The sequence below is a fragment of the Streptomyces similanensis genome (assembly GCF_039543625.1).
GTDB classification, from domain to species: Bacteria; Actinomycetota; Actinomycetes; order Streptomycetales; family Streptomycetaceae; genus Streptomyces; species Streptomyces similanensis.
In genome coordinates, this window is record NZ_BAABKC010000071.1 from 43214 (window position 1) to 61253 (window position 18040).

The following is an 18040-nucleotide window of genomic DNA, read 5'->3' on the forward strand; positions in this document are numbered from 1 at the left end:
CCGGCGCCGCCCGGCCCCTTCCCCGGTCCGGCCGAAGCCCCGGCCGCCGGCCGCGCGCACCGCACCGGCCGCGCGCGCACCGCACCGGTCACGCGCACATATCCACAGGCAAACCTCACGAACGGCCCGTCGCGGGTGGGTTGTCCACAGGCGGCGGGCCGCCGTCATGGCTTGCCAGTAGTGTGGTCGCTCGTCCGAGACGCCCCGCTGCCTCAGGGAGCACCGGCGTCCACCGCAGTCCACCGAACCGGGGCCGTGTCTCTCGATGTCCGTGCACAGCCATACGGCAGCCCACTACGACGTCACCGCGGCGGCGCCGACCGCCCCCGAGCGCGCGCCGTCGACCGACCCGAGCGGCGCGCCCGAATACCCGCGACACGTCGTCACCGCCGTCCTCGTCGCCCATGACGGCGCCCGCTGGCTGCCCGACGCGGTCGCCGGCCTGCTCGGCCAGGAACGCCCCGCGCAGTACGCCGTGGCGGCCGACACCGGCAGCGCCGACGCCTCCGCCCAGGTGCTCACCGACGCCCTCGGCGCCGACCGCGTGCTGCACCTCGCCCGCCGCACCGGCTTCGGCCAGGCAGTCGAGGAAGCCGTCCGCACCGCCCCGTACCTCACCCCGGACCAACTGCCCTACCTCAAGCGCCCCAGCGGCTGGGACCCCGTCTCGCGCACCTGGCGCGACGACGCCTACGACCTGCCCGACCTGCCGCACGGCGAACCGGTGCACTGGCTGTGGCTGCTGCACGACGACTGCGCCCCCGAACCCGACGCCCTCGCCGAGCTGTTGCGCGTCGTCGACAACGAGTACGACCTCGGCCGCTCCGACGTGGCCGTCGTGGGCCCCAAGCTGCGCGGCTGGTACGACCGCAGGCAACTGCTCGAAGTCGGCGTCAGCATCGCCAACTCCGGCCGTCGTTGGACCGGCCTGGACCGCCGCGAACAGGACCAGGGCCAGCACGACCACGTGCGCCCGGTGCTGTCGGTGTCCACCGCCGGCATGCTGATCCGCCGTGACATCTTCGAGCAGCTCGGCGGGTTCGACCGCCGGCTGCCCCTGATGCGCGACGACGTCGACCTGTGCTGGCGCGCTCACGCCGCCGGCCACCGCGTCCTGATCGCCCCCGAAGCCGTCGTACGCCACGCCGAGGCCGCCTCGCGCGAACGCCGCACCGTCGACTGCGTCGGCCGCACCGCCGCCTCCCCGCACAAGGTCGACAAGGCCGGCGCCGCCTACACCCTCCTGGTCAACACCCGCACCGCCGCCCTGCCCTGGGTGCTGTTCCGCCTCGTCCTCGGCACCCTGCTGCGCACCGTCGCCTACCTGGTCGGCAAGGTGCCCGGCCAGGCCGTCGACGAGATCCGCGGCCTGCTGGGCACCCTGCTGCGGCCCGAGCGGATCATCGCCGGACGGCGCGTACGCGGCGCATCGCAGATCGACAAGGGCGAACTGCGCGCCCTGTTCCCGCCGCCCGGCGCCACCATCAGGGCCACCGTCGAACAGGTCGCGGGCAACGTGGTGGGCCACTCCGACCCCGAGGCGTCCTCCGCCGGCCGGCATGGCGGCGCGGTCGAGTCCGGGCCCGGCGGCGACGACGCCGACTTCCTGGAGATCGAGCAGTTCGCCCGCCTCAAGCGCATCGCCCGCAAACCGGGACCGCTGCTCTTCCTGGTGCTCCTGCTGGTCTCCCTGGCCGCCTGCCGGGGCCTGCTGGGCGGCGGCGCGCTCAGCGGCGGCGCCCTGCTGCCCGCCCCCGCCGACTCCGGCGACCTGTGGGCGCGCTACCTCGACGCCTGGCACCCGATCGGCACCGGCGGCACCCCCGCCGCCCCGCCCTACCTGGCGTTCGTGGCCCTGCTGGCCTCCCTGCTGTTCGGCTCGACCGGCCTGGCCGTCGCCGTCCTGCTGATCGGCTCGGTCCCGCTGGCCGGGGTCACCGCGTACTTCGCCTCCCGCCCGCTCGTCCCCTCCCGGCTGCTGCGCGCCTGGGCGGCCATCGCCTACGCCTTCCTGCCCGCCACCACCGGAGCGCTGGCCGGCGGCCGGATCGGCACCGCCGTCCTGGCCGTGCTGCTGCCGCTCATCGCCCGCGCGGGCATCGCCGCCAGCGGCCTGACCCACGCCTCCGGCGCCCGCGGCAGCTGGCGCGCCACCTGGGCGTACGCGCTCCTGCTGACCGTCGCCACCGCCTTCACGCCCGTCGTCTGGCCCCTCGCGCTGCTCCTCGGCGTCGGCGTGCTGGCCGTGCGCCGCCGCGACCCGCTGGCCTACGGACTGCGCTTCCTGGCCCAGCTCGGCACCCCGCTGCTGCTGCTCGCCCCCTGGTCGCTGACCCTGCTGCCGTCCGGCTTCTTCACCCAGGCCGGCCTGGACTACGGCTCCTCGGCCGCCTCCGCCCTCGACCTGCTCGGCGCCGCGCCCGGCGGCCCCGGCACGGTGCACGGACTGATGCTCATCGGCATCGTCCTGGCCGCGCTGGCCGCTCTGCTGCGCTCCGAGCGCCGGTTCGCCATCCTGGCGGCCTGGGCGGTCGCCCTGGTGGCGCTCGTCCTGGCCGTCCTGTCCAACCGCTCCGCCTGGGCGGGCCCGGCCACCCTCGTCTACGGCCTCGCCCTGCTGGCGGCCGCCCTGCTCGGCGCCGACGGGGCACGCGCCCGGGTGGCCGAGCAGAGCTTCGGCTGGCGCCAGCCCGTGGCCGCGCTGATCGCCTTCGCCTCGGCCGCCGGTCCGCTGCTGGTCGCCGCCGGCTGGATGATCGGCGGCGCCGACGGCCCGCTGGAGCGCCGCGACCCCGTACAGGTGCCCGCGTTCGTCGCCGAGGAGAGCAGCACCCGCGACCAGGCCCGCACCCTCGTCCTCGACAGCGACTCCGCCGCCCACGTCGGCTACGCGCTGGTCCGCGGCTCCGGGGTGCGCATGGGCGACGCCGAACTGGCCGCGGCCGCCGGTGCGAACGCCGCCCTGGACAAGGTCGTCGCCAACCTCGTCGCCGGCTCCGGCGCCGACCAGGCCGGCCAGCTCGGCGGTTTCGCCGTGCGCTACGTCCTCGTCCACAAGGGCGCGCCCCGCGAGATCAGCCGCGTCCTGGACGCCACGCCCGGCCTGACCCGGCTCAGCCAGCAGGACGGCAGCGCCCTGTGGCGGGTGGACCGCGAGGTCTCGCGCGCCGCCCTCGTGCCCGCCGGCGCCGCCGGTTCGGGCGCCGGGGACGCGGCGGGCTCCGGACCGGCCGCCGCACAGCCCGTGGCCGCCGGGCCGGTCGACATCCACACCACGATCCCGGCCGGCGCGGCGGGCCGCGTCCTGCGCCTGGCCGACGCCGCCGACCCGGCCTGGACGGCCACCCTGGACGGCAAGCCGCTCACCCGCACCACTGTCGACGGCTGGGCCCAGGGCTTCCAGCTCCCCGCCTCCGGCGGAAAGCTCGACGTCACCTTCGACACCCCGATCGCGCACACCGCCTGGCTCTGGGCCCAGGGCGCCCTGGCCCTCGTCCTCGTCGTCCTCGCCCTGCCCGGCCGCCGCCGCGAGATCGACGACGACCTCCCCGAGGAGGAGCCGGCGCCCGCCGAGGAGATCACCGGCGACGGCCGCCGCGCCCGCAGACTGCGCGCCCAGGCGGAGGCCGCCGAGGCCGCCGCCGAAGCCGCCGCCGAGGCAGGCGAGGCCGCCGAGGCCGCGCGGATCGGCCGGCAGCAGCCCTTCCCGGACCAGTCCGGCGCGCCGGACGCCCCGCACGAGGCCCCCGCCGCCGTACCGCACCAGCCCTCCTACGGCGACTGGGACGCCCACGCCGGTGGCCACCCCTACGCGGAGACCGGCGCCGCCCCCGAGTACGGCGTCTACGGCGGCGATCAGTACGGCGCCGTCCCGCCCCAGCAGTACCCGGCGGGCGCGTACGACCAGACGTACCAGGACGGTCAGAGCGGCCAGGACGGCCACCCGGACCCCTACCAGGGCGCCGCGTACGACCCGTACGGGTACGGCGACCAGACGCAGGCGGCCCCCTACGGCCAGCCGTACCCCCAGGACCAGGGCCACCAAGGCCAAGGCCACCAGGGCCAAGGCCATCAGGGGTACGAGGAGCAGCCGTACGACCCGGCCCAGCACCACCCGCACGGCATCGGCAATGAGCGCCCCGACGGGAGCCAGCAGTGAACCGCACGACCCTGTCCCTGATCGCCGGTGCGGCCGCGCTCGCCGCCGTCACCGGATTCGCCGCGCTGGACGCGCCGGGCGCGGCCGGCGCGGGCCCCGCCAAGGCCGCCGCCCGGCTGCCCGTCGAGCGCACCACCCTGGTGTGCCCGGCGCCGAGCGCCTCCGACATCGCCGACACCTCGTACACGTCCTTCACCCCCGTCACCCCGGGCGCGAGCGGCGGCAAGGGCCGACTCCAGGTCGCCGCCGAGGAGTCGGGCACGGGCGACGGCAAGGGTGACGACAAGGGCGGCGGCAAGGAAGGCGGTAAGGGCGGCGGCAAGAAGAAGGCCGCCACGGCCGCCCTGCAACCGAAGGCGCCCGGCACGCCCGCCACCGGCGACACCTCGGGCGCCGACGCGCCCGCGCTGATCGGCACCGCCGAGGGCGGCTCCGCGCCCGGCTGGACCGTGCAGCAGACCACCGAGGTCGCCGCGGGCGCCGGACGCGGCCTGCTGGGCGTCAACTGCACCGCCCCGGACACCGAGTTCTGGTTCCCGGGCGCGAGCACCGCCGCGGGCCGCGCCGACTACGTCCACCTGACCAACCCCGACGACTCGGCGGCCGTCGTCGACATCGGGCTGTACGGCAAGGACGGCGCGGTCAAGTCGGCGGTGGGCGAGGGCATCACGGTCCCGCCGCACTCCAGCGAGCCCGTCCTGCTGTCCACGCTCGCCGACACCGCGCAGGCCGACCTCACCGTGCACGTGAGCGTGCGCAGCGGCCGGGTCGGCGCGGCGGTGCAGGCGCTGGACGACAAGCTCGGCGGTGACTGGCTGGCCGCCGCCGCGGACCCGACCGGCGGCGTCGTCCTGCCGGGCATCCCCAAGGACGCCTCGTCCGTGAAGCTGATCGCCTTCACCCCCGCCGACACGGACACCGACCTGACGGTGAAACTGGCCTCGCCGTCCGGTCTGATCACCCCCGCCGGACACGAGAGCGTGCACCTGAAGGGCGGGACGACGACCGCCGTGGACCTCGGCGACGTCACGCGCGGCGAGGCGGGCTCGCTGGTGCTGACCCAGTCCGGCCAGTCCGCACCCGTGGTCGCCGCCCTCCAGGTGATACGCGGCAAGGGCGACAAGCGGGAGACGGCGTTCATCCCGGCGGCCGGCCCCCTCACGGCGCGGGCGACGGCGGCCGACAACAGCGCCAAGGGCGCCACCCTCTCGCTGACCGCCCCCACCGCCACCGCGCAGGTCAAGGTCACCGCCTCGGCCGGCAGCGGCGGCGGTACGGCGGTGACGAAGACGTACACGATCAAGGCGGGCACCACGCAGGACATCGCCCCGCCGGTGCCGGCCGGCCTGAAGGGCACCTACGCCCTGACGGTGGAGCGGATCTCCGGCGGCCCGGTGTACGGGGCGCGCACCCTCACGGCGACGGAGGAGGGCGTCCCCGGCGTCACCGTCCAGACCCTCCCGGACGACCGGGGCACGGTGTCGGTGCCGCACACGGACGAGGACGTCTCCGTACTCCAGAAGTCGTGACCCGGGTGGCCCGGGGGAGCACCGCCCCCGGCCCGCCCCGGTTCAGTCCTCCCCGTACCGGGGGTCCACCGTCTCCGGGGTGAGCCCCAGCAGGTCGGCCACCTGCTCGACCACGATCTCGTGCACCAGCGCGGCCCGCTCCTCGCGCCCCTTGCTGCGGATCTCCACCGGCCGCCGGTAGACGATCACCTGCCCCCGGTGCCCGTCCCGCGCGGCGACCGTCGCGCCGAGCGGCACCGGCTCGTCGCTCCAGGTCTGCTCGGGCCCGTCCAGACGGGGCACCTCCAGCACGACGAAGTCCACCTCGGCCAGCTGCGGCCAGCGCCGTTCCAGCCGGTCCACGGAGTCCTGCACCAGATCCGCGAACACCTCGGCACGGCTCGCCGCGAGCGGCACCTGCGGCGGTGCGATCGGGCCGCGCATGCCCCGGCCGTGGCGATCACGTCGCCGGGGCCCGGGGCCGGCGGAACGGGGCGGTACACGGTTGTCCATCACTGCTGAAGGGTAGTCCCCGCCACCGGTCCGCGCCCGGCCGCGCGCGCCGTCCTGGCCACCGCGCCGCCCGCCCGGACGCACCCGTGCGGATGTCGCTCACGCGGACCGGCCGAGCCGACCGCCCCGCGGCCTCCCCACCCCGGCGCGAGCCCCGCTCACCTCGTTTCCGCGTCCCCCTCGATCCCGCGTCCCCAACCCGCCCCCGTTTCCCACCCGAACCGCCCGAGGCCCGTCGACCACGGCGAGTTTCACGGCAATTGGCGGATTTTGTGCGTACTCGTGCCCGGCGGAAGGGGTGTTGGAGATCTCGTCACCCGCAGTCCGCGCAGGTCAGAAACGTGTGTCAGAGTGGGTGTGTGGGGTGTTTCACAGCACGACACGGGGGAGTGACCTGGTGGAGAGTCGTCGCGGCCCGCTCAAGAGTGCGGTACCGTCCAACGTCGTGAGCCCTGTACGTCGCTGTTCGCGCACCGCTTGCGGCCGTCCCGCCGTAGCGACGCTGACGTACGTCTACGCCGACTCGACCGCGGTCCTCGGCCCGCTCGCCACCTACGCCGAACCCCACTGCTACGACCTGTGCGCCGAGCACTCCGAGCGCCTCACCGCCCCGCGCGGCTGGGAGGTCGTCCGGCTCCTCGACGGTTCGGCCCCCGCCCGCCCCAGCGGCGACGACCTCGAAGCGCTCGCCAACGCGGTGCGCGAGGCGGCCCGTCCGCAGCAGCGTGCGGCCGAGGCCGGCGGCGGGGCGCGCGGCGCGGACCCGATGGAGGTCGCGCGACGCGGCCATCTGCGGGTGCTCCGCTCACCGGACAACTGACCGCCGGACGACGGGCAAAACCCTTCACCGCGAGGCGAGTCGGGGCGCACGGCTCGCGTACCGCCTCCCGCACCGCACCGCCCTCACCCGATCGTGCGCCGGTCACGGCGGCCGCAACGGGTAGTTTGTGGGGACCGGTCGGGACGTCGGGTGTGACGTCGGGTGTTCAGAAGGGTTGGCCGTGACTGCTGATCTGTCGCAGCTCGTGAAGGCGTACGACGTGCGCGGCGTGGTCCCGGACCAGTGGGACGAGTCGCTGGCCGAGCTGTTCGGCGCCGCCTTCGTCCAGGTGACCGGCGCCGACGCCCTCGTCACCGGGCACGACATGCGCCCCTCCTCGCCCGGCCTGGCCGCCGCGTTCGCGCGCGGCGCGGCCCGGTCCGGCGCCGACGTCACCGAGATCGGACTCTGCTCGACGGACCAGCTGTACTACGCCTCCGGCGCGTTCGGCCTGCCCGGCGCGATGTTCACCGCCTCGCACAACCCGGCCCGGTACAACGGCATCAAGATGTGCCGCGCGGGCGCGGCGCCGGTCGGCCAGGACACCGGCCTGACCCGGATCCGCGAACTGGTCGAGGAGTGGAGCGAGTCGGGCGCCCCCGCACCGGCCGCCCGCCCGGGCACGGTCACCCGCCGCGACACCCTGGAGGACTACGCGGCACACCTGCGCTCCCTCGTGGACGTCACCTCCATCCGGCGTCTGAAGGTCGTGGTCGACGCGGCCAACGGCATGGGCGGCCACACCGTCCCCACGGTCCTGGCCGGCCTGCCCGTCGACCTGGTCCCGCTGTACTTCGAGCTGGACGGCACTTTCCCCCATCACGAGGCCAACCCGCTGGACCCGGCCAACCTGGTCGACCTGTGCGAGCGGGTCCGCGCGGAGGGCGCCGACCTCGGGCTCGCTTTCGACGGCGACGCCGACCGCTGCTTCGTCGTGGACGAGCGCGGCGAGCCGGTCTCCCCGTCCGCGATCACCGCGCTGGTCGCCGCCCGCGAACTGGCCCGGCACGGCGGCCAGGGCGCGGTCATCCACAACCTCATCACCTCCCGGTCGGTGCCCGAGGTGGTGCGGGAGAACGGCGGCACCCCGGTGCGCACCCGGGTGGGCCACTCGTTCATCAAGGCCGAGATGGCGAGCACCGGCGCGATCTTCGGCGGCGAGCACTCCGCGCACTACTACTTCAAGGACTTCTGGAACGCCGACACCGGCATGCTGGCCGCCCTGCACGTCCTCGCGGCCCTCGGCGGCCAGGACGAACCCCTGTCGGCCCTGGTGGCGCGCTACGACCGCTACTCCGGCTCCGGCGAGATCAACTCCACGGTCGAGGACCAGGCGGTCCGCGTCGCCGCGATCCGCGCCGCCTACGCCGACCGCCCGGGCGTCACCCTGGACGACCTCGACGGCCTCACCGTCTCCACCGCCGACTGGTGGTTCAACGTCCGTCCCTCCAACACCGAACCGCTGCTCCGCCTGAACGCGGAGGCGCGCGACGAGGCGACGATGGCCAAGGTCCGCGACGAGGCCCTGGCCATCATCCGGGCCTGACCGAGCCCACCGCCCGACGTCCCTCCACCCACAGGCCGACCCCTCCGCCCGGCGCCCCTGCACCCGCAGCCCGACGGCCCGTCCGGTGCCCGGCCGGAGCCCTCGACCGCCCCCGCCGCCGGGCCCCCTGACGGCGGTACCCTGACCAGGCACGTCCGTACAACCGCACACGCACTCCCGCGCCCCGAAGGGAACCCCCATGCCGCTCGAAGCCGGCCTTCTGGAGATCCTCGCCTGCCCGGCCTGCCACTCGCCCCTCGAGGAGCAGGACGCCGAGCTGGTCTGCACCGGCCAGGACTGCGGCCTCGCCTACCCCGTGCGCGACGGCATCCCCGTACTCCTGGTCGACGAGGCCCGCCGCCCCGCCTGACCGGCGACCCGGCGACCTGACGCCGCCGTCCCGCCGTCCCGAGACTCGCCGTCCCGACGCCCCGGCGCTCGGAGCCCGATCGGAGGCTGCCGCCCATGCTCGACGAATCGCTGCTCGACGACCCGGAGGCGCTCGCCGTCGCCGACCGCCGCGGACTGCTGCGCGGCGCCGCCGAGGCCGGCGCCCGCGTGCGCACCGCCGCCCGGCACGCGGCCGAGGCCGGCGTGGCCGACCTCAAACCCGACGGCCGCCCCCGCGCCGTGCTGATCGCCGGGCCGGGCGCCGCCGCCACCCACGCCGCCGACCTGCTCGGCACCCTGGCCGGCGCAGGCAGCCCCGTGACCCGGCTGGCGCCCACCGGCGTCGCCTCCGCCTCCGGCGCACTGCGCTGGGAACTGCCCGGCTGGGCCGGCTCGGTCGACCTGCTGCTGATCACCACCCCCGAGGGCACCGAACCGAGCCTCGGACTCCTCGCCGAACAGGCCTACCGCCGCGGCTGCACAGTCGTCGCCGTCGCCCCCGCGGGGACTCCGCTCGCCGAAGCCGTCGAAGGCGCCCACGGCCTGTTCATCCCCATGGCGACGGCCCCCTACGACCACGACGAGCCCCTCGCCGGCTCCGCACCGGGCGTGCTGTGGGCGCTGCTGACCCCGCTGCTCGCGCTCCTGGACCGGATCGGCCTGCTCGCCGCGCCGCCCGACGCCCTCGCGGCGGCGGCCGACCGGCTGGACCTCGTCGCCGAACGCTGCGGCCCCGCCATCGCCACGTACCACAACCCGGCCAAGACCCTCGCCGCCGAACTCGCCGACGGGCTGCCGGTGATCTGGACCGAGGGCGCCTCGGCCGGTCCCGCGGGCCGCCGCTTCGCCGCCGTGCTCGCCGAACTGTCCGGCGTCCCCGCGGCCGTCGCCGAACTGCCCGAGGCGCTCGCCGCGCACGGCGCTCTGCTCGCCGGCCCGCTGGCCGCCAGCGCCGACCCGGACGACTTCTTCCGCGACCGGGTCTCCGAGGCGCCCGCCCTGCACGCGCGCGTGGTGCTGCTGCGCGACCGCCCGCTCGGCGGCCTGACCGCCGCCCCCGCCGCCCGTGACCTGGCCCTCGGCCACGACACGCCGATCAGCGAGCTGGAGCCCGACCCCGGCGGCGAGATCGAGACCCTCGCCGAACTGATCGCCGTCACCGACTTCACCGCGGTCTACCTGGCGCTCGCCTCCCGCGCCTGACCCACCCCGCCGCCCGCCTGACCCACCCCGCCGCCCGCCCGCGACCCGGCGCCCGTACGGCCCGCACGACCTCCCACGGCCGTACGGCACCGCACCCACGCCCGTACGGCCCGTACGGCTCGGCGCGCCCACCGCCCGGCCCGTCCGGAGAGAACCGCAGAGAGACGTCCGGAAAGAACCGCAGAGAGAAGCGCATGGACCGCCTCGACAACACCGTCCGCCCCTACGCCTGGGGTTCCACCACCGCCATCCCGCGGCTGCTCGGCGTCGAGCCGACCGGCGAACCGCAGGCGGAGATGTGGATGGGCGCCCACCCGGGCGCGCCCTCGCGCACCGCGCGCGGCACCCTCGCCGACCTCATCGACGCCGCGCCGGAACGCGAACTCGGCGCGGCCACGGTCGCCGAGTTCGGCCCCCGCCTGCCCTTCCTGCTCAAGATCCTGGCCGCCGGCGCCCCCCTCTCCCTCCAGGTCCACCCCAACCTGGAGCAGGCCGGGGAGGGTTACGCCGACGAGGAGCGCCGCGGCGTCCCGCTCGACGCGCCGCACCGCAACTACAAGGACGCCAACCACAAGCCCGAACTGATCTGCGCCCTCACCGAGTTCGACGGCCTGTGCGGCTTCCGCGCCCCGGCCGAGGCCGCCGACCTGCTCGCCGCCCTCGGCGTGGACTCCCTCAAGCCCTACGTCGACCTGCTGCACACCCGTCCCGAGGAGGCGGCGCTGCGCGAGGTCCTCACCGCGATCCTCGCCGCCGACCGCGAGGAGATCGCGCACACCGTGCACGAGACCGCGGCCGCCTGCGACCGCCTCGGCGGCGACCACGCCCCCTATGCCGGCATCGCCCACCACTATCCCGGCGACCCCGGCGTCCTGGCCGCGATGCTCCTCAACCACGTCCGCCTCCAGCCCGGCGAGGCCCTCTTCCTCGGCGCCGGCGTCCCGCACGCCTACCTCGACGGCCTGGGCGTGGAGATCATGGCCAACTCCGACAACGTCCTGCGCTGCGGTCTGACCCCCAAACACGTCGACGTGCCCGAACTCCTGCGCGTCGTCCGCTTCGAGGCCGGTGACCCCGGCGTCCTGCGCCCCGAGGCCGGCCCGGACGGCGAGGAGGTCTACGCGACCCCCATCGACGAGTTCCGCCTCTCCCGCCACGTCCTCCCGGCCGGCGCCGCCGCCCGCGACCTCACGCGCCACGCGCCGCAGATCCTGCTGTGCACGGCCGGCGCCGTACAGGCCGGCGAACACCGGCTGACCCCGGGGCAGTCGGTGTTCGTCCCGGCCGGCGAGCGGGCCGAAGTGTCCGGCGCCGGCACCCTCTTCCGGGCCACGGTCGCCGTCTGACCCCGGCCCGGTCCTCCCGGCGGCCACCAGCCGCACCGCCGCCGGACCGGGCTGCAACAATGACCCACCGGCAAAGGGCGGGCAAAGGCCGCGGCGGCACGGACGCGTGCGGCGCGGGTACCCGCCCCCGGACACCACCGCACGAAGGCGAAGGGACAACCCGAACACATGAGCGCGTCAGGCGGCACCAAGGCGATCGCGGCGGCACTCGGCGCCAACCTCGCGATCGCGGTATCGAAGTTCGTGGCCTTCGCCTTCAGCGGCTCCTCGTCGATGCTCGCCGAGGGCGTGCACTCGCTCGCCGACTCCGGCAACCAGTTCCTGCTGCTCATCGGCGGCAAGAAGGCCCAGCGCGAGGCGACCCCGCAGCACCCGTTCGGCTACGGCCGCGAGCGCTACATCTACGCCTTCCTCGTCTCCATCGTGCTGTTCTCCGTCGGCGGCATGTTCGCGATCTACGAGGGCTACGAGAAGATCAGCCACCCGCACGAGCTGAAGAACTGGTACTGGCCGGTGGCCGTCCTCGTCTTCGCGATCTGCGCCGAGGGCTTCTCCTTCCGCACCGCCATCAAGGAGTCCAACGCACTGCGCGGCAAGCTGTCCTGGGGGCAGTTCATCCGCCGCGCCAAGGCGCCCGAGCTGCCCGTCGTCCTGCTGGAGGACTTCGGCGCGCTGATCGGACTCGTCCTCGCCCTCGGCGGCGTCGGACTCTCCCTGCTCACCGGCGACGGCGTCTGGGACGGCGTCGGCACCGTCTGCATCGGCGTCCTGCTGGTCGCCATCGCCCTCGTCCTGGCCGCCGAGACCAAGTCGCTGCTGCTCGGCGAGGCCGCCGGCGTCGAGGTGGTCCAGCAGATCGAGGCCGCCACCGTCGACGGCGACAGCGTCACCCGCATCATCCACATGCGCACCCTGCACCTCGGCCCCGAGGAACTGCTGGTCGCCGCGAAGATCGCCGTACGCCACGACGACACCGCCGCCGAGGTCGCCGCAGCCATCGACGCCGCCGAGGCCCGCATCCGCGCCGCCGTCCCCATCGCCCGGGTGATCTACCTGGAACCGGACGTCTACAGCGAGGCCGAGGCCGCCAGGGGAGCGGACCCGGAGGCCACCCCGGGCGGCCCCACCCCGCACACCGGCGGCCACTGACCCCACCGACCGGCCCGCACCGACGGGGCCCGCCGACCACCGGCGGGCCCCGTCGGCGTCCCCGGTCCGGCCACGAACGGCCGGATCCGTTCGCCGGCGGACTGGGGGCGGCGGCGCGCTCCGGTGTAGCTTGGGACGGAGCCAGACGTCGCTGCTGATGGCGGTCGGGCGGTCCGATGACGGACCGTCCGAGGGAGAGAGGGCCTCCGACGGACTGCGCTGCGCGCACGCGGGCCTGCCCGTGTCCTTCCGGGGGCACCCCTGTGTCCGCCGCCGCGCAGGTCAGCCGTACCCACCTCGCCCCAACCACCGAGGAGCAGCACCTCATGACGACTGTCGACAACCGACAGGACTTCAAGGTCGCCGACCTGTCCCTGGCCGAGTTCGGCCGCAAGGAGATCACTCTCGCCGAGCACGAGATGCCCGGCCTGATGGCGATCCGCAAGGAGTACGCCGAGGCCCAGCCCCTCGCCGGCGCCCGCGTCACCGGCTCCCTGCACATGACCGTCCAGACCGCCGTCCTCATCGAGACGCTGGTAGCCCTCGGCGCCCGCGTCCGCTGGGCGTCCTGCAACATCTTCTCCACCCAGGACCACGCCGCCGCCGCGATCGCGGTCGGCCCCGACGGCACCCCCGAGGACCCCAAGGGAGTCCCGGTCTTCGCTTGGAAGGGCGAGACCCTGGACGAGTACTGGTGGTGCACCGAGCAGGCGCTCACCTGGCCGGACAGCCCCACCGGCGGCCCGAACATGATCCTGGACGACGGCGGCGACGCCACCCTCCTCGTCCACAACGGCGTCCAGTACGAGAAGGACGGCAAGGTCCCCTCGCCCGACACCGCCGAGTCCGACGAGCACCGCGTCATCCTCCAGCTGCTGACCCGCACCCTGGGCGAGAACCCCCAGAAGTGGACCGAGCTGGCCTCCGAGATCCGCGGCGTCACCGAGGAGACCACCACCGGCGTCCACCGCCTGTACGAGATGCAGCGCGACGGCACCCTCCTCTTCCCGGCGATCAACGTCAACGACGCGGTGACGAAGTCGAAGTTCGACAACAAGTACGGCTGCCGGCACTCCCTGGTCGACGGCATCAACCGCGCCACCGACGTCCTCATCGGCGGCAAGACCGCCGTCATCTGCGGCTACGGCGACGTGGGCAAGGGCTGCGCGGAGTCCCTGCGCGGCCAGGGCGCCCGCGTGATCATCACCGAGATCGACCCGATCTGCGCCCTCCAGGCGGCGATGGACGGCTACCAGGTCACCACCCTGGAAGACGTCGTCGAGACGGCCGACATCTTCGTCACCACCACCGGCAACAAGGACATCATCCTCGCCTCGCACATGGCGAAGATGAAGCACCAGGCCATCGTCGGCAACATCGGCCACTTCGACAACGAGATCGACATGGCCGGCCTCGCCAAAATCCCCGGCATCGTCAAGGACGAGGTCAAGCCGCAGGTCCACACCTGGACCTTCCCCGACGGCAAGGTCCTCATCGTGCTGTCCGAGGGCCGCCTGCTGAACCTGGGCAACGCCACCGGCCACCCGTCGTTCGTGATGTCCAACTCCTTCGCGGACCAGACCCTGGCCCAGATCGAGCTGTTCACCAAGCCCGACGCGTACCCGACCGGCGTCTACGTGCTGCCCAAGCACCTCGACGAGAAGGTCGCCCGCCTTCACCTGGACGCGCTCGGCGTCAAGCTCACCACGCTGCGCCCCGAGCAGGCCGCGTACATCGGCGTCGAGGTCGACGGCCCGTACAAGTCCGACCACTACCGCTACTGACCACCGGCCGAGCCGCTTCCCGCGTCTCGCCCAGGTCCCGGAAAGGCAGGCCCCCGCACCCCCGTGCCGGGGGCCTGCCCCTTCCCCGGTTCTCCCGGCCTTCTCGGGTCTCCCGGCTCTCCCGGCTCTCCCGGGCGGACCGGCGGCCGTCACGCACGCCGGACCGGCTCACCGAGGCGACCGGACAGACCCGGCAGCGGACCCCGCCGGGCCCCGCCCCTCAGAACCCAGGACCCCCATGCCCCGCGGCCGCTATGCGCTCCTCGATCCGCACGACCACACCCCTTTCGCACACGAGCACTTCCAGTGCGCCCCCGGCCCTTCCGGCTGGCGCTACGTCTCCCAGGTCACCACGCCCGAGGGCGACCACCGGGGCTCCGTCGACCTCGCCCTCGACGAACTCGGCCGCCCCCTCCGCCTCGAACTGCACGCCGGCGGCTGGCAGGTGCGCGGCGCCGCCCTGGACGGCGTCACCTGGGTCCGCACCGACCCCACCGGGACGCGGGCCACCGAAGGCAATGTGCGCGCCCACGCCTTCACCGGCACGTCCCCCGCGTTCCTCGTCGCCACCGCCCGTCTCCTGCGCCTCACCCCCTCCGCCGCGGCCACCCGCGTACGCCTCGTCGACTTCACCGAACCGGTCCTCGCCCCCCTCACCGTGGACCAGTCCTGGGCTCTGACGGAAAGACAAGCACACACCACTGACAACGGTCCCCTGATCGTGGACGCGTACCAGGTCACAGCCCTGGACACGGGCGAACGGCACACCGTCCACCTGGCCGGCGACGTGGTGGTCGCCGCCCCCGGCGTCGAGCTGGACGACCTCCGGTCACCCCCGTCGGACTTCCCCGCCTGACCGGCCGCCGAAGAACCGGCAGGCCCCCACCCTCCCGGCTAGGCGGGCGGCACGAACCCGGTCCCGCCCCGCCGCGACGGCTCCCCGCCCTGAGCCCCCTGGGCGGAGGACGACACCCGCGGAGCGGCACGCACGTCCGGAGCCGCGGGCACGTCTTCCCACGCGGCCGGTACCGCTGGGACCACAGATGCCCGATGGTCCACGGGAGCCTGCGGAACCGAAGACACCCTTGGGGCCCCCGATACGGGAGAGGCGTCGCCGAACGCCCGCCTGGCCTCCCGGACCTGCCGTTCCTGCAACACCGCCGCCAGATACATCGCCGGCGGCGCCCCGGGCGGCACCGGAGCGCCGGTACGGGCCGCCAGCTCGGTGGCCAGCCGCTGCGCCATGCTCCAGCCCACCCGCGGATCCAGCTGGTGCATCCGCGTCAGGTACTGCCGGACCGCCAGCCACAGCCCGTCCGGCACCGCCGACAGGTCGAGCGCCTGGAACCGCCCGGCCAGCCAGGGCGGCGGCAGCGGAACGGGCGACGCCTGCCCGCCGGACACCCGCTCCCGCACGACCAGGGTGCCCGCGAACACGTCACCCAGCCGACGCCCGCGCGCCGACACGAACGAGGCGACGCAGGCGATGACCCCCAGCGTCATCAGGATCTCCACCACGCCGATCGCGCCGCGCACCAGCGCGTGCCGGAACCGGATCGGCCCGCCGTCGTCCCGCACCACCCGCAGCCCGCACGCCAGCTTCCCGAGCGAACGCCCGTGGCTGAGCGTCTCCACCGCGATCGGACCGCCCACCAGCACCAGCAGGAAGCTCGCGATCGACAGCGCGATCCGCGCCGCGTCGTCCATCGAGGCCGTCGCGACCACCACCCCCAGGGACACGGCGACATACGCCGACCCGGCCACGGCCAGATCCAGCAGCACGGCCAGCATCCTGCTGGGCAGCCGCGCCGGGCGCAGCTCCAGCGCCACCGCCTCACCCGTGACCAGTTCGCTCACGCCCGTCGTCCTTCCCCTGACCTGCCCCGCGGACCGCCAGTCTGCCAAGCTGAGTCCCGTCGCGCCGCAGTAGGACAAGCTGACGCATCCCACGGGCAGTCGAACAACCAGCCGAGGAGCAGGCAGACCCGATGGACCTGGACGTCTTCGTCTCCGCCCACCGAGCCGAGTGGGACCGCCTCGACGCCCTGCTGCGCCGCCGCCGTCGCCTCACCGGCGGGGAGGCCGACGAGCTCGTCGCCCTCTACCAGCGTGCGGCCACCCATCTCTCCCTCATCCAGTCCAGCGCCCCCGACCCGCAGCTGACCGGCCGGCTCAGCCAGCTGGTGGCCCGCGCGCGCAGTACGGTCACAGGCACCCGCAAGGCGTCGTGGCGCGACGTCACCCGGTTCCTGCTGGAGAGCTTCCCGGCCGCCGTCTACCGGGCACGCCACTGGTGGGTGCCCACGGCACTCCTGTCCACGGTCGTCGCCGCCCTGCTGGGCTGGTGGATCGCCGCGCACCCGGAAGTGCAGGCGGCGATCGCGGCCCCCGACGAGCTGCGCCGGATGACCCGGCCCGGCGGCGAGTACGAGACCTATTACTCCAGCCATCCCGCCACGGCCTTCGCCGCCCAGGTGTGGACGAACAACGCGCAGGCCGCCGCCATGTGCCTGGTCCTGGGCGTCTTCCTTGGGCTGCCGGTCCTGTGGATCCTGTTCGAGAACATGCTCAACCTCGGGGTCGGCATCGGCCTGATGTCCTCGGCGGGCCGGCTCGACACCTTCCTCGGCCTGATCCTTCCGCACGGCCTGCTCGAACTGACCGCGGTCTTCGTCGCCGCCGGCACGGGGCTGCGCCTCGGCTGGACGCTGATCGATCCGGGCCCGCGCTCCCGGCGCACGGCCCTGGCCGAGGAGGGCCGGGCCGCCGTGGGCATGGCCATCGGACTCGCCCTCGTCCTCTTCGTCTCCGGAGCCATCGAAGGCTTCGTCACCCCGTCCGGCCTGCCCACCTGGGCCCGCATAGCCATCGGCATCGTCGCCGAACTGGCCTTCCTGGCCTACGTCTACGTCCTCGGCGGCCGTGCCGTACGCGCCGGCGACACCGGTGACCTGGCGGCCGCCGAACGCAGCGCCGCCGTGCCGACGGCGGCGTGATGTGCGTGCGCGGCTTCTGAGCTGCTAGTCTCCTCTTCGCCCCACCGGAGCCGTTGACACGGAGCCGGAGGGGAGGTAGATTCGAACAGTTGCCTGGAGCTGGATCTGATCCGCACGGGCGATTGTGAACATCTATCCGCTTCTGAAATCATCGATTTCATGGAAGCCCCCCGATGAATCGGAAACAACAGCCGGTCAGACCGGCGCGAAACTTCTGATAAAGTCGGAACCGCCGGAAAGGGAAACGCGAAAGCGGGAACCTGGAAAGCACCGAGGAAATCGGATCGGAAAGATCTGATAGAGTCGGAAACGCAAGACCGAAGGGAAAAGCCCGGAGGAAAGCCCGAGAGGGTGAGTACAAAGGAAGCGTCCGTTCCTTGAGAACTCAACAGCGTGCCAAAAGTCAACGCCAGATATGTTGATACCCCGTCTCCAGCATCAGCTGGGACGAGGTTCCTTTGAAAAAACACAGCGAGGACGCTGTGAACGGTCGAGCCTATTCCGCTCGACTGTTCCGCTCTCGTGGTGTCGACCCGCCGCTTTTAATTAAGCACAGTCGGGAAAACATTCACGGAGAGTTTGATCCTGGCTCAGGACGAACGCTGGCGGCGTGCTTAACACATGCA

At 74.0% G+C, this 18040-nt stretch carries 13 protein-coding genes and 1 rRNA gene; 12 read left to right on the top strand and 2 right to left on the bottom strand.

Translation table 11 applies throughout. The annotated features are described in order from the left end of the window. Nucleotides 1-265: 265 nt before the first annotated feature. Both ABEB07_RS23800 and ABEB07_RS23805 read left to right on the top strand, forming a co-directional pair. Nucleotides 266-4159: a glycosyltransferase family 2 protein gene (locus tag ABEB07_RS23800; protein ID WP_345670198.1), complete on the top strand. Its 3894-nt coding sequence runs from the start codon at nucleotides 266-268 to the stop codon at nucleotides 4157-4159. Next, nucleotides 4156-5688 (top strand): DUF5719 family protein, encoded by a 1533-nt coding sequence (locus ABEB07_RS23805; protein ID WP_345670199.1) that lies wholly within the window; start codon nucleotides 4156-4158, stop codon nucleotides 5686-5688. The genes ABEB07_RS23800 and ABEB07_RS23805 overlap by 4 nt, the downstream gene beginning before the upstream one ends. A 42-nt stretch (nucleotides 5689-5730) precedes the next feature. Here the strand turns inward: ABEB07_RS23805 and ABEB07_RS23810 are convergent, their stop codons facing one another. Continuing rightward, nucleotides 5731-6180, bottom strand: coding sequence for a metallopeptidase family protein (locus tag ABEB07_RS23810; protein WP_164584971.1), 450 nt, complete (start codon nucleotides 6178-6180; stop codon nucleotides 5731-5733). 397 nt (nucleotides 6181-6577) lie between these two features. Here ABEB07_RS23810 and ABEB07_RS23815 point away from each other — a divergent pair, with 397 nt between their 5' ends. From ABEB07_RS23815 to ABEB07_RS23850, 8 genes are all read left to right on the top strand, one after another. Next, nucleotides 6578-7000 carry a DUF3499 domain-containing protein gene (locus tag ABEB07_RS23815; protein WP_027758397.1) on the top strand — a complete coding sequence of 141 codons (423 nt, stop codon included), beginning with the start codon at nucleotides 6578-6580 and terminating at the stop codon, nucleotides 6998-7000. A gap of 181 nt (nucleotides 7001-7181) precedes the next feature. Then, a complete protein-coding gene (locus tag ABEB07_RS23820; protein ID WP_345670201.1) occupies nucleotides 7182-8546 on the top strand; it encodes a phosphomannomutase/phosphoglucomutase in 1365 nt (454 codons plus the stop codon). A gap of 199 nt (nucleotides 8547-8745) precedes the next feature. Next, a complete protein-coding gene (locus ABEB07_RS23825; RefSeq protein ID WP_145827005.1) occupies nucleotides 8746-8916 on the top strand; it encodes a Trm112 family protein in 171 nt (56 codons plus the stop codon). Between the two features lie 95 nt (nucleotides 8917-9011). Then, nucleotides 9012-10139 carry an SIS domain-containing protein gene (locus tag ABEB07_RS23830; RefSeq protein WP_345670202.1) on the top strand — a complete coding sequence of 376 codons (1128 nt, stop codon included), beginning with the start codon at nucleotides 9012-9014 and terminating at the stop codon, nucleotides 10137-10139. A gap of 194 nt (nucleotides 10140-10333) precedes the next feature. Continuing rightward, nucleotides 10334-11485, top strand: coding sequence for a mannose-6-phosphate isomerase, class I (manA, locus tag ABEB07_RS23835; RefSeq protein WP_345670203.1), 1152 nt, complete (start codon nucleotides 10334-10336; stop codon nucleotides 11483-11485). Between the two features lie 168 nt (nucleotides 11486-11653). Then, nucleotides 11654-12634 carry a cation diffusion facilitator family transporter gene (locus ABEB07_RS23840; protein ID WP_176149241.1) on the top strand — a complete coding sequence of 327 codons (981 nt, stop codon included), beginning with the start codon at nucleotides 11654-11656 and terminating at the stop codon, nucleotides 12632-12634. A gap of 326 nt (nucleotides 12635-12960) precedes the next feature. Continuing rightward, nucleotides 12961-14418, top strand: a complete 1458-nt coding sequence (ahcY, locus tag ABEB07_RS23845; RefSeq protein ID WP_164582273.1) for an adenosylhomocysteinase — start codon at nucleotides 12961-12963, stop codon at nucleotides 14416-14418. Between the two features lie 238 nt (nucleotides 14419-14656). Next, on the top strand, nucleotides 14657-15274 hold the full coding sequence (locus tag ABEB07_RS23850; RefSeq protein ID WP_345670205.1) for a hypothetical protein: 618 nt from the start codon (nucleotides 14657-14659) through the stop codon (nucleotides 15272-15274). 38 nt (nucleotides 15275-15312) lie between these two features. Here the strand turns inward: ABEB07_RS23850 and ABEB07_RS23855 are convergent, their stop codons facing one another. After that, nucleotides 15313-16275 (bottom strand): RDD family protein, encoded by a 963-nt coding sequence (locus tag ABEB07_RS23855; protein WP_345670206.1) that lies wholly within the window; start codon nucleotides 16273-16275, stop codon nucleotides 15313-15315. A 131-nt stretch (nucleotides 16276-16406) separates the two neighbouring features. On the opposite strand from ABEB07_RS23855, the gene ABEB07_RS23860 reads away from it, so the two are divergent. Both ABEB07_RS23860 and ABEB07_RS23865 read left to right on the top strand, forming a co-directional pair. Then, nucleotides 16407-17414: a stage II sporulation protein M gene (locus ABEB07_RS23860; protein ID WP_164582269.1), complete on the top strand. Its 1008-nt coding sequence runs from the start codon at nucleotides 16407-16409 to the stop codon at nucleotides 17412-17414. A 567-nt stretch (nucleotides 17415-17981) separates the two neighbouring features. After that, nucleotides 17982-18040: ribosomal RNA gene (locus ABEB07_RS23865) — 16S ribosomal RNA — on the top strand; the annotation flags it as partial.

Excerpts from the sequence above, each read along its gene's own strand:
- ABEB07_RS23850 (WP_345670205.1), top strand. The coding sequence starts at position 14,657 with ATGCCCCGCGGCCGCTATGCGCTCCTCGATCCGCACGACCACACCCCT.
- ABEB07_RS23830 (WP_345670202.1), top strand. The coding sequence starts at position 9,012 with ATGCTCGACGAATCGCTGCTCGACGACCCGGAGGCGCTCGCCGTCGCC.
- ABEB07_RS23860 (WP_164582269.1), top strand. The coding sequence starts at position 16,407 with ATGGACCTGGACGTCTTCGTCTCCGCCCACCGAGCCGAGTGGGACCGC.
- ABEB07_RS23800 (WP_345670198.1), top strand. The coding sequence starts at position 266 with ATGTCCGTGCACAGCCATACGGCAGCCCACTACGACGTCACCGCGGCG.
- ABEB07_RS23840 (WP_176149241.1), top strand. The coding sequence starts at position 11,654 with ATGAGCGCGTCAGGCGGCACCAAGGCGATCGCGGCGGCACTCGGCGCC.
- manA (WP_345670203.1), top strand. The coding sequence starts at position 10,334 with ATGGACCGCCTCGACAACACCGTCCGCCCCTACGCCTGGGGTTCCACC.
- ABEB07_RS23825 (WP_145827005.1), top strand. The coding sequence starts at position 8,746 with ATGCCGCTCGAAGCCGGCCTTCTGGAGATCCTCGCCTGCCCGGCCTGC.
- ABEB07_RS23810 (WP_164584971.1), bottom strand. The coding sequence starts at position 6,180 with ATGGACAACCGTGTACCGCCCCGTTCCGCCGGCCCCGGGCCCCGGCGA.
- ahcY (WP_164582273.1), top strand. The coding sequence starts at position 12,961 with ATGACGACTGTCGACAACCGACAGGACTTCAAGGTCGCCGACCTGTCC.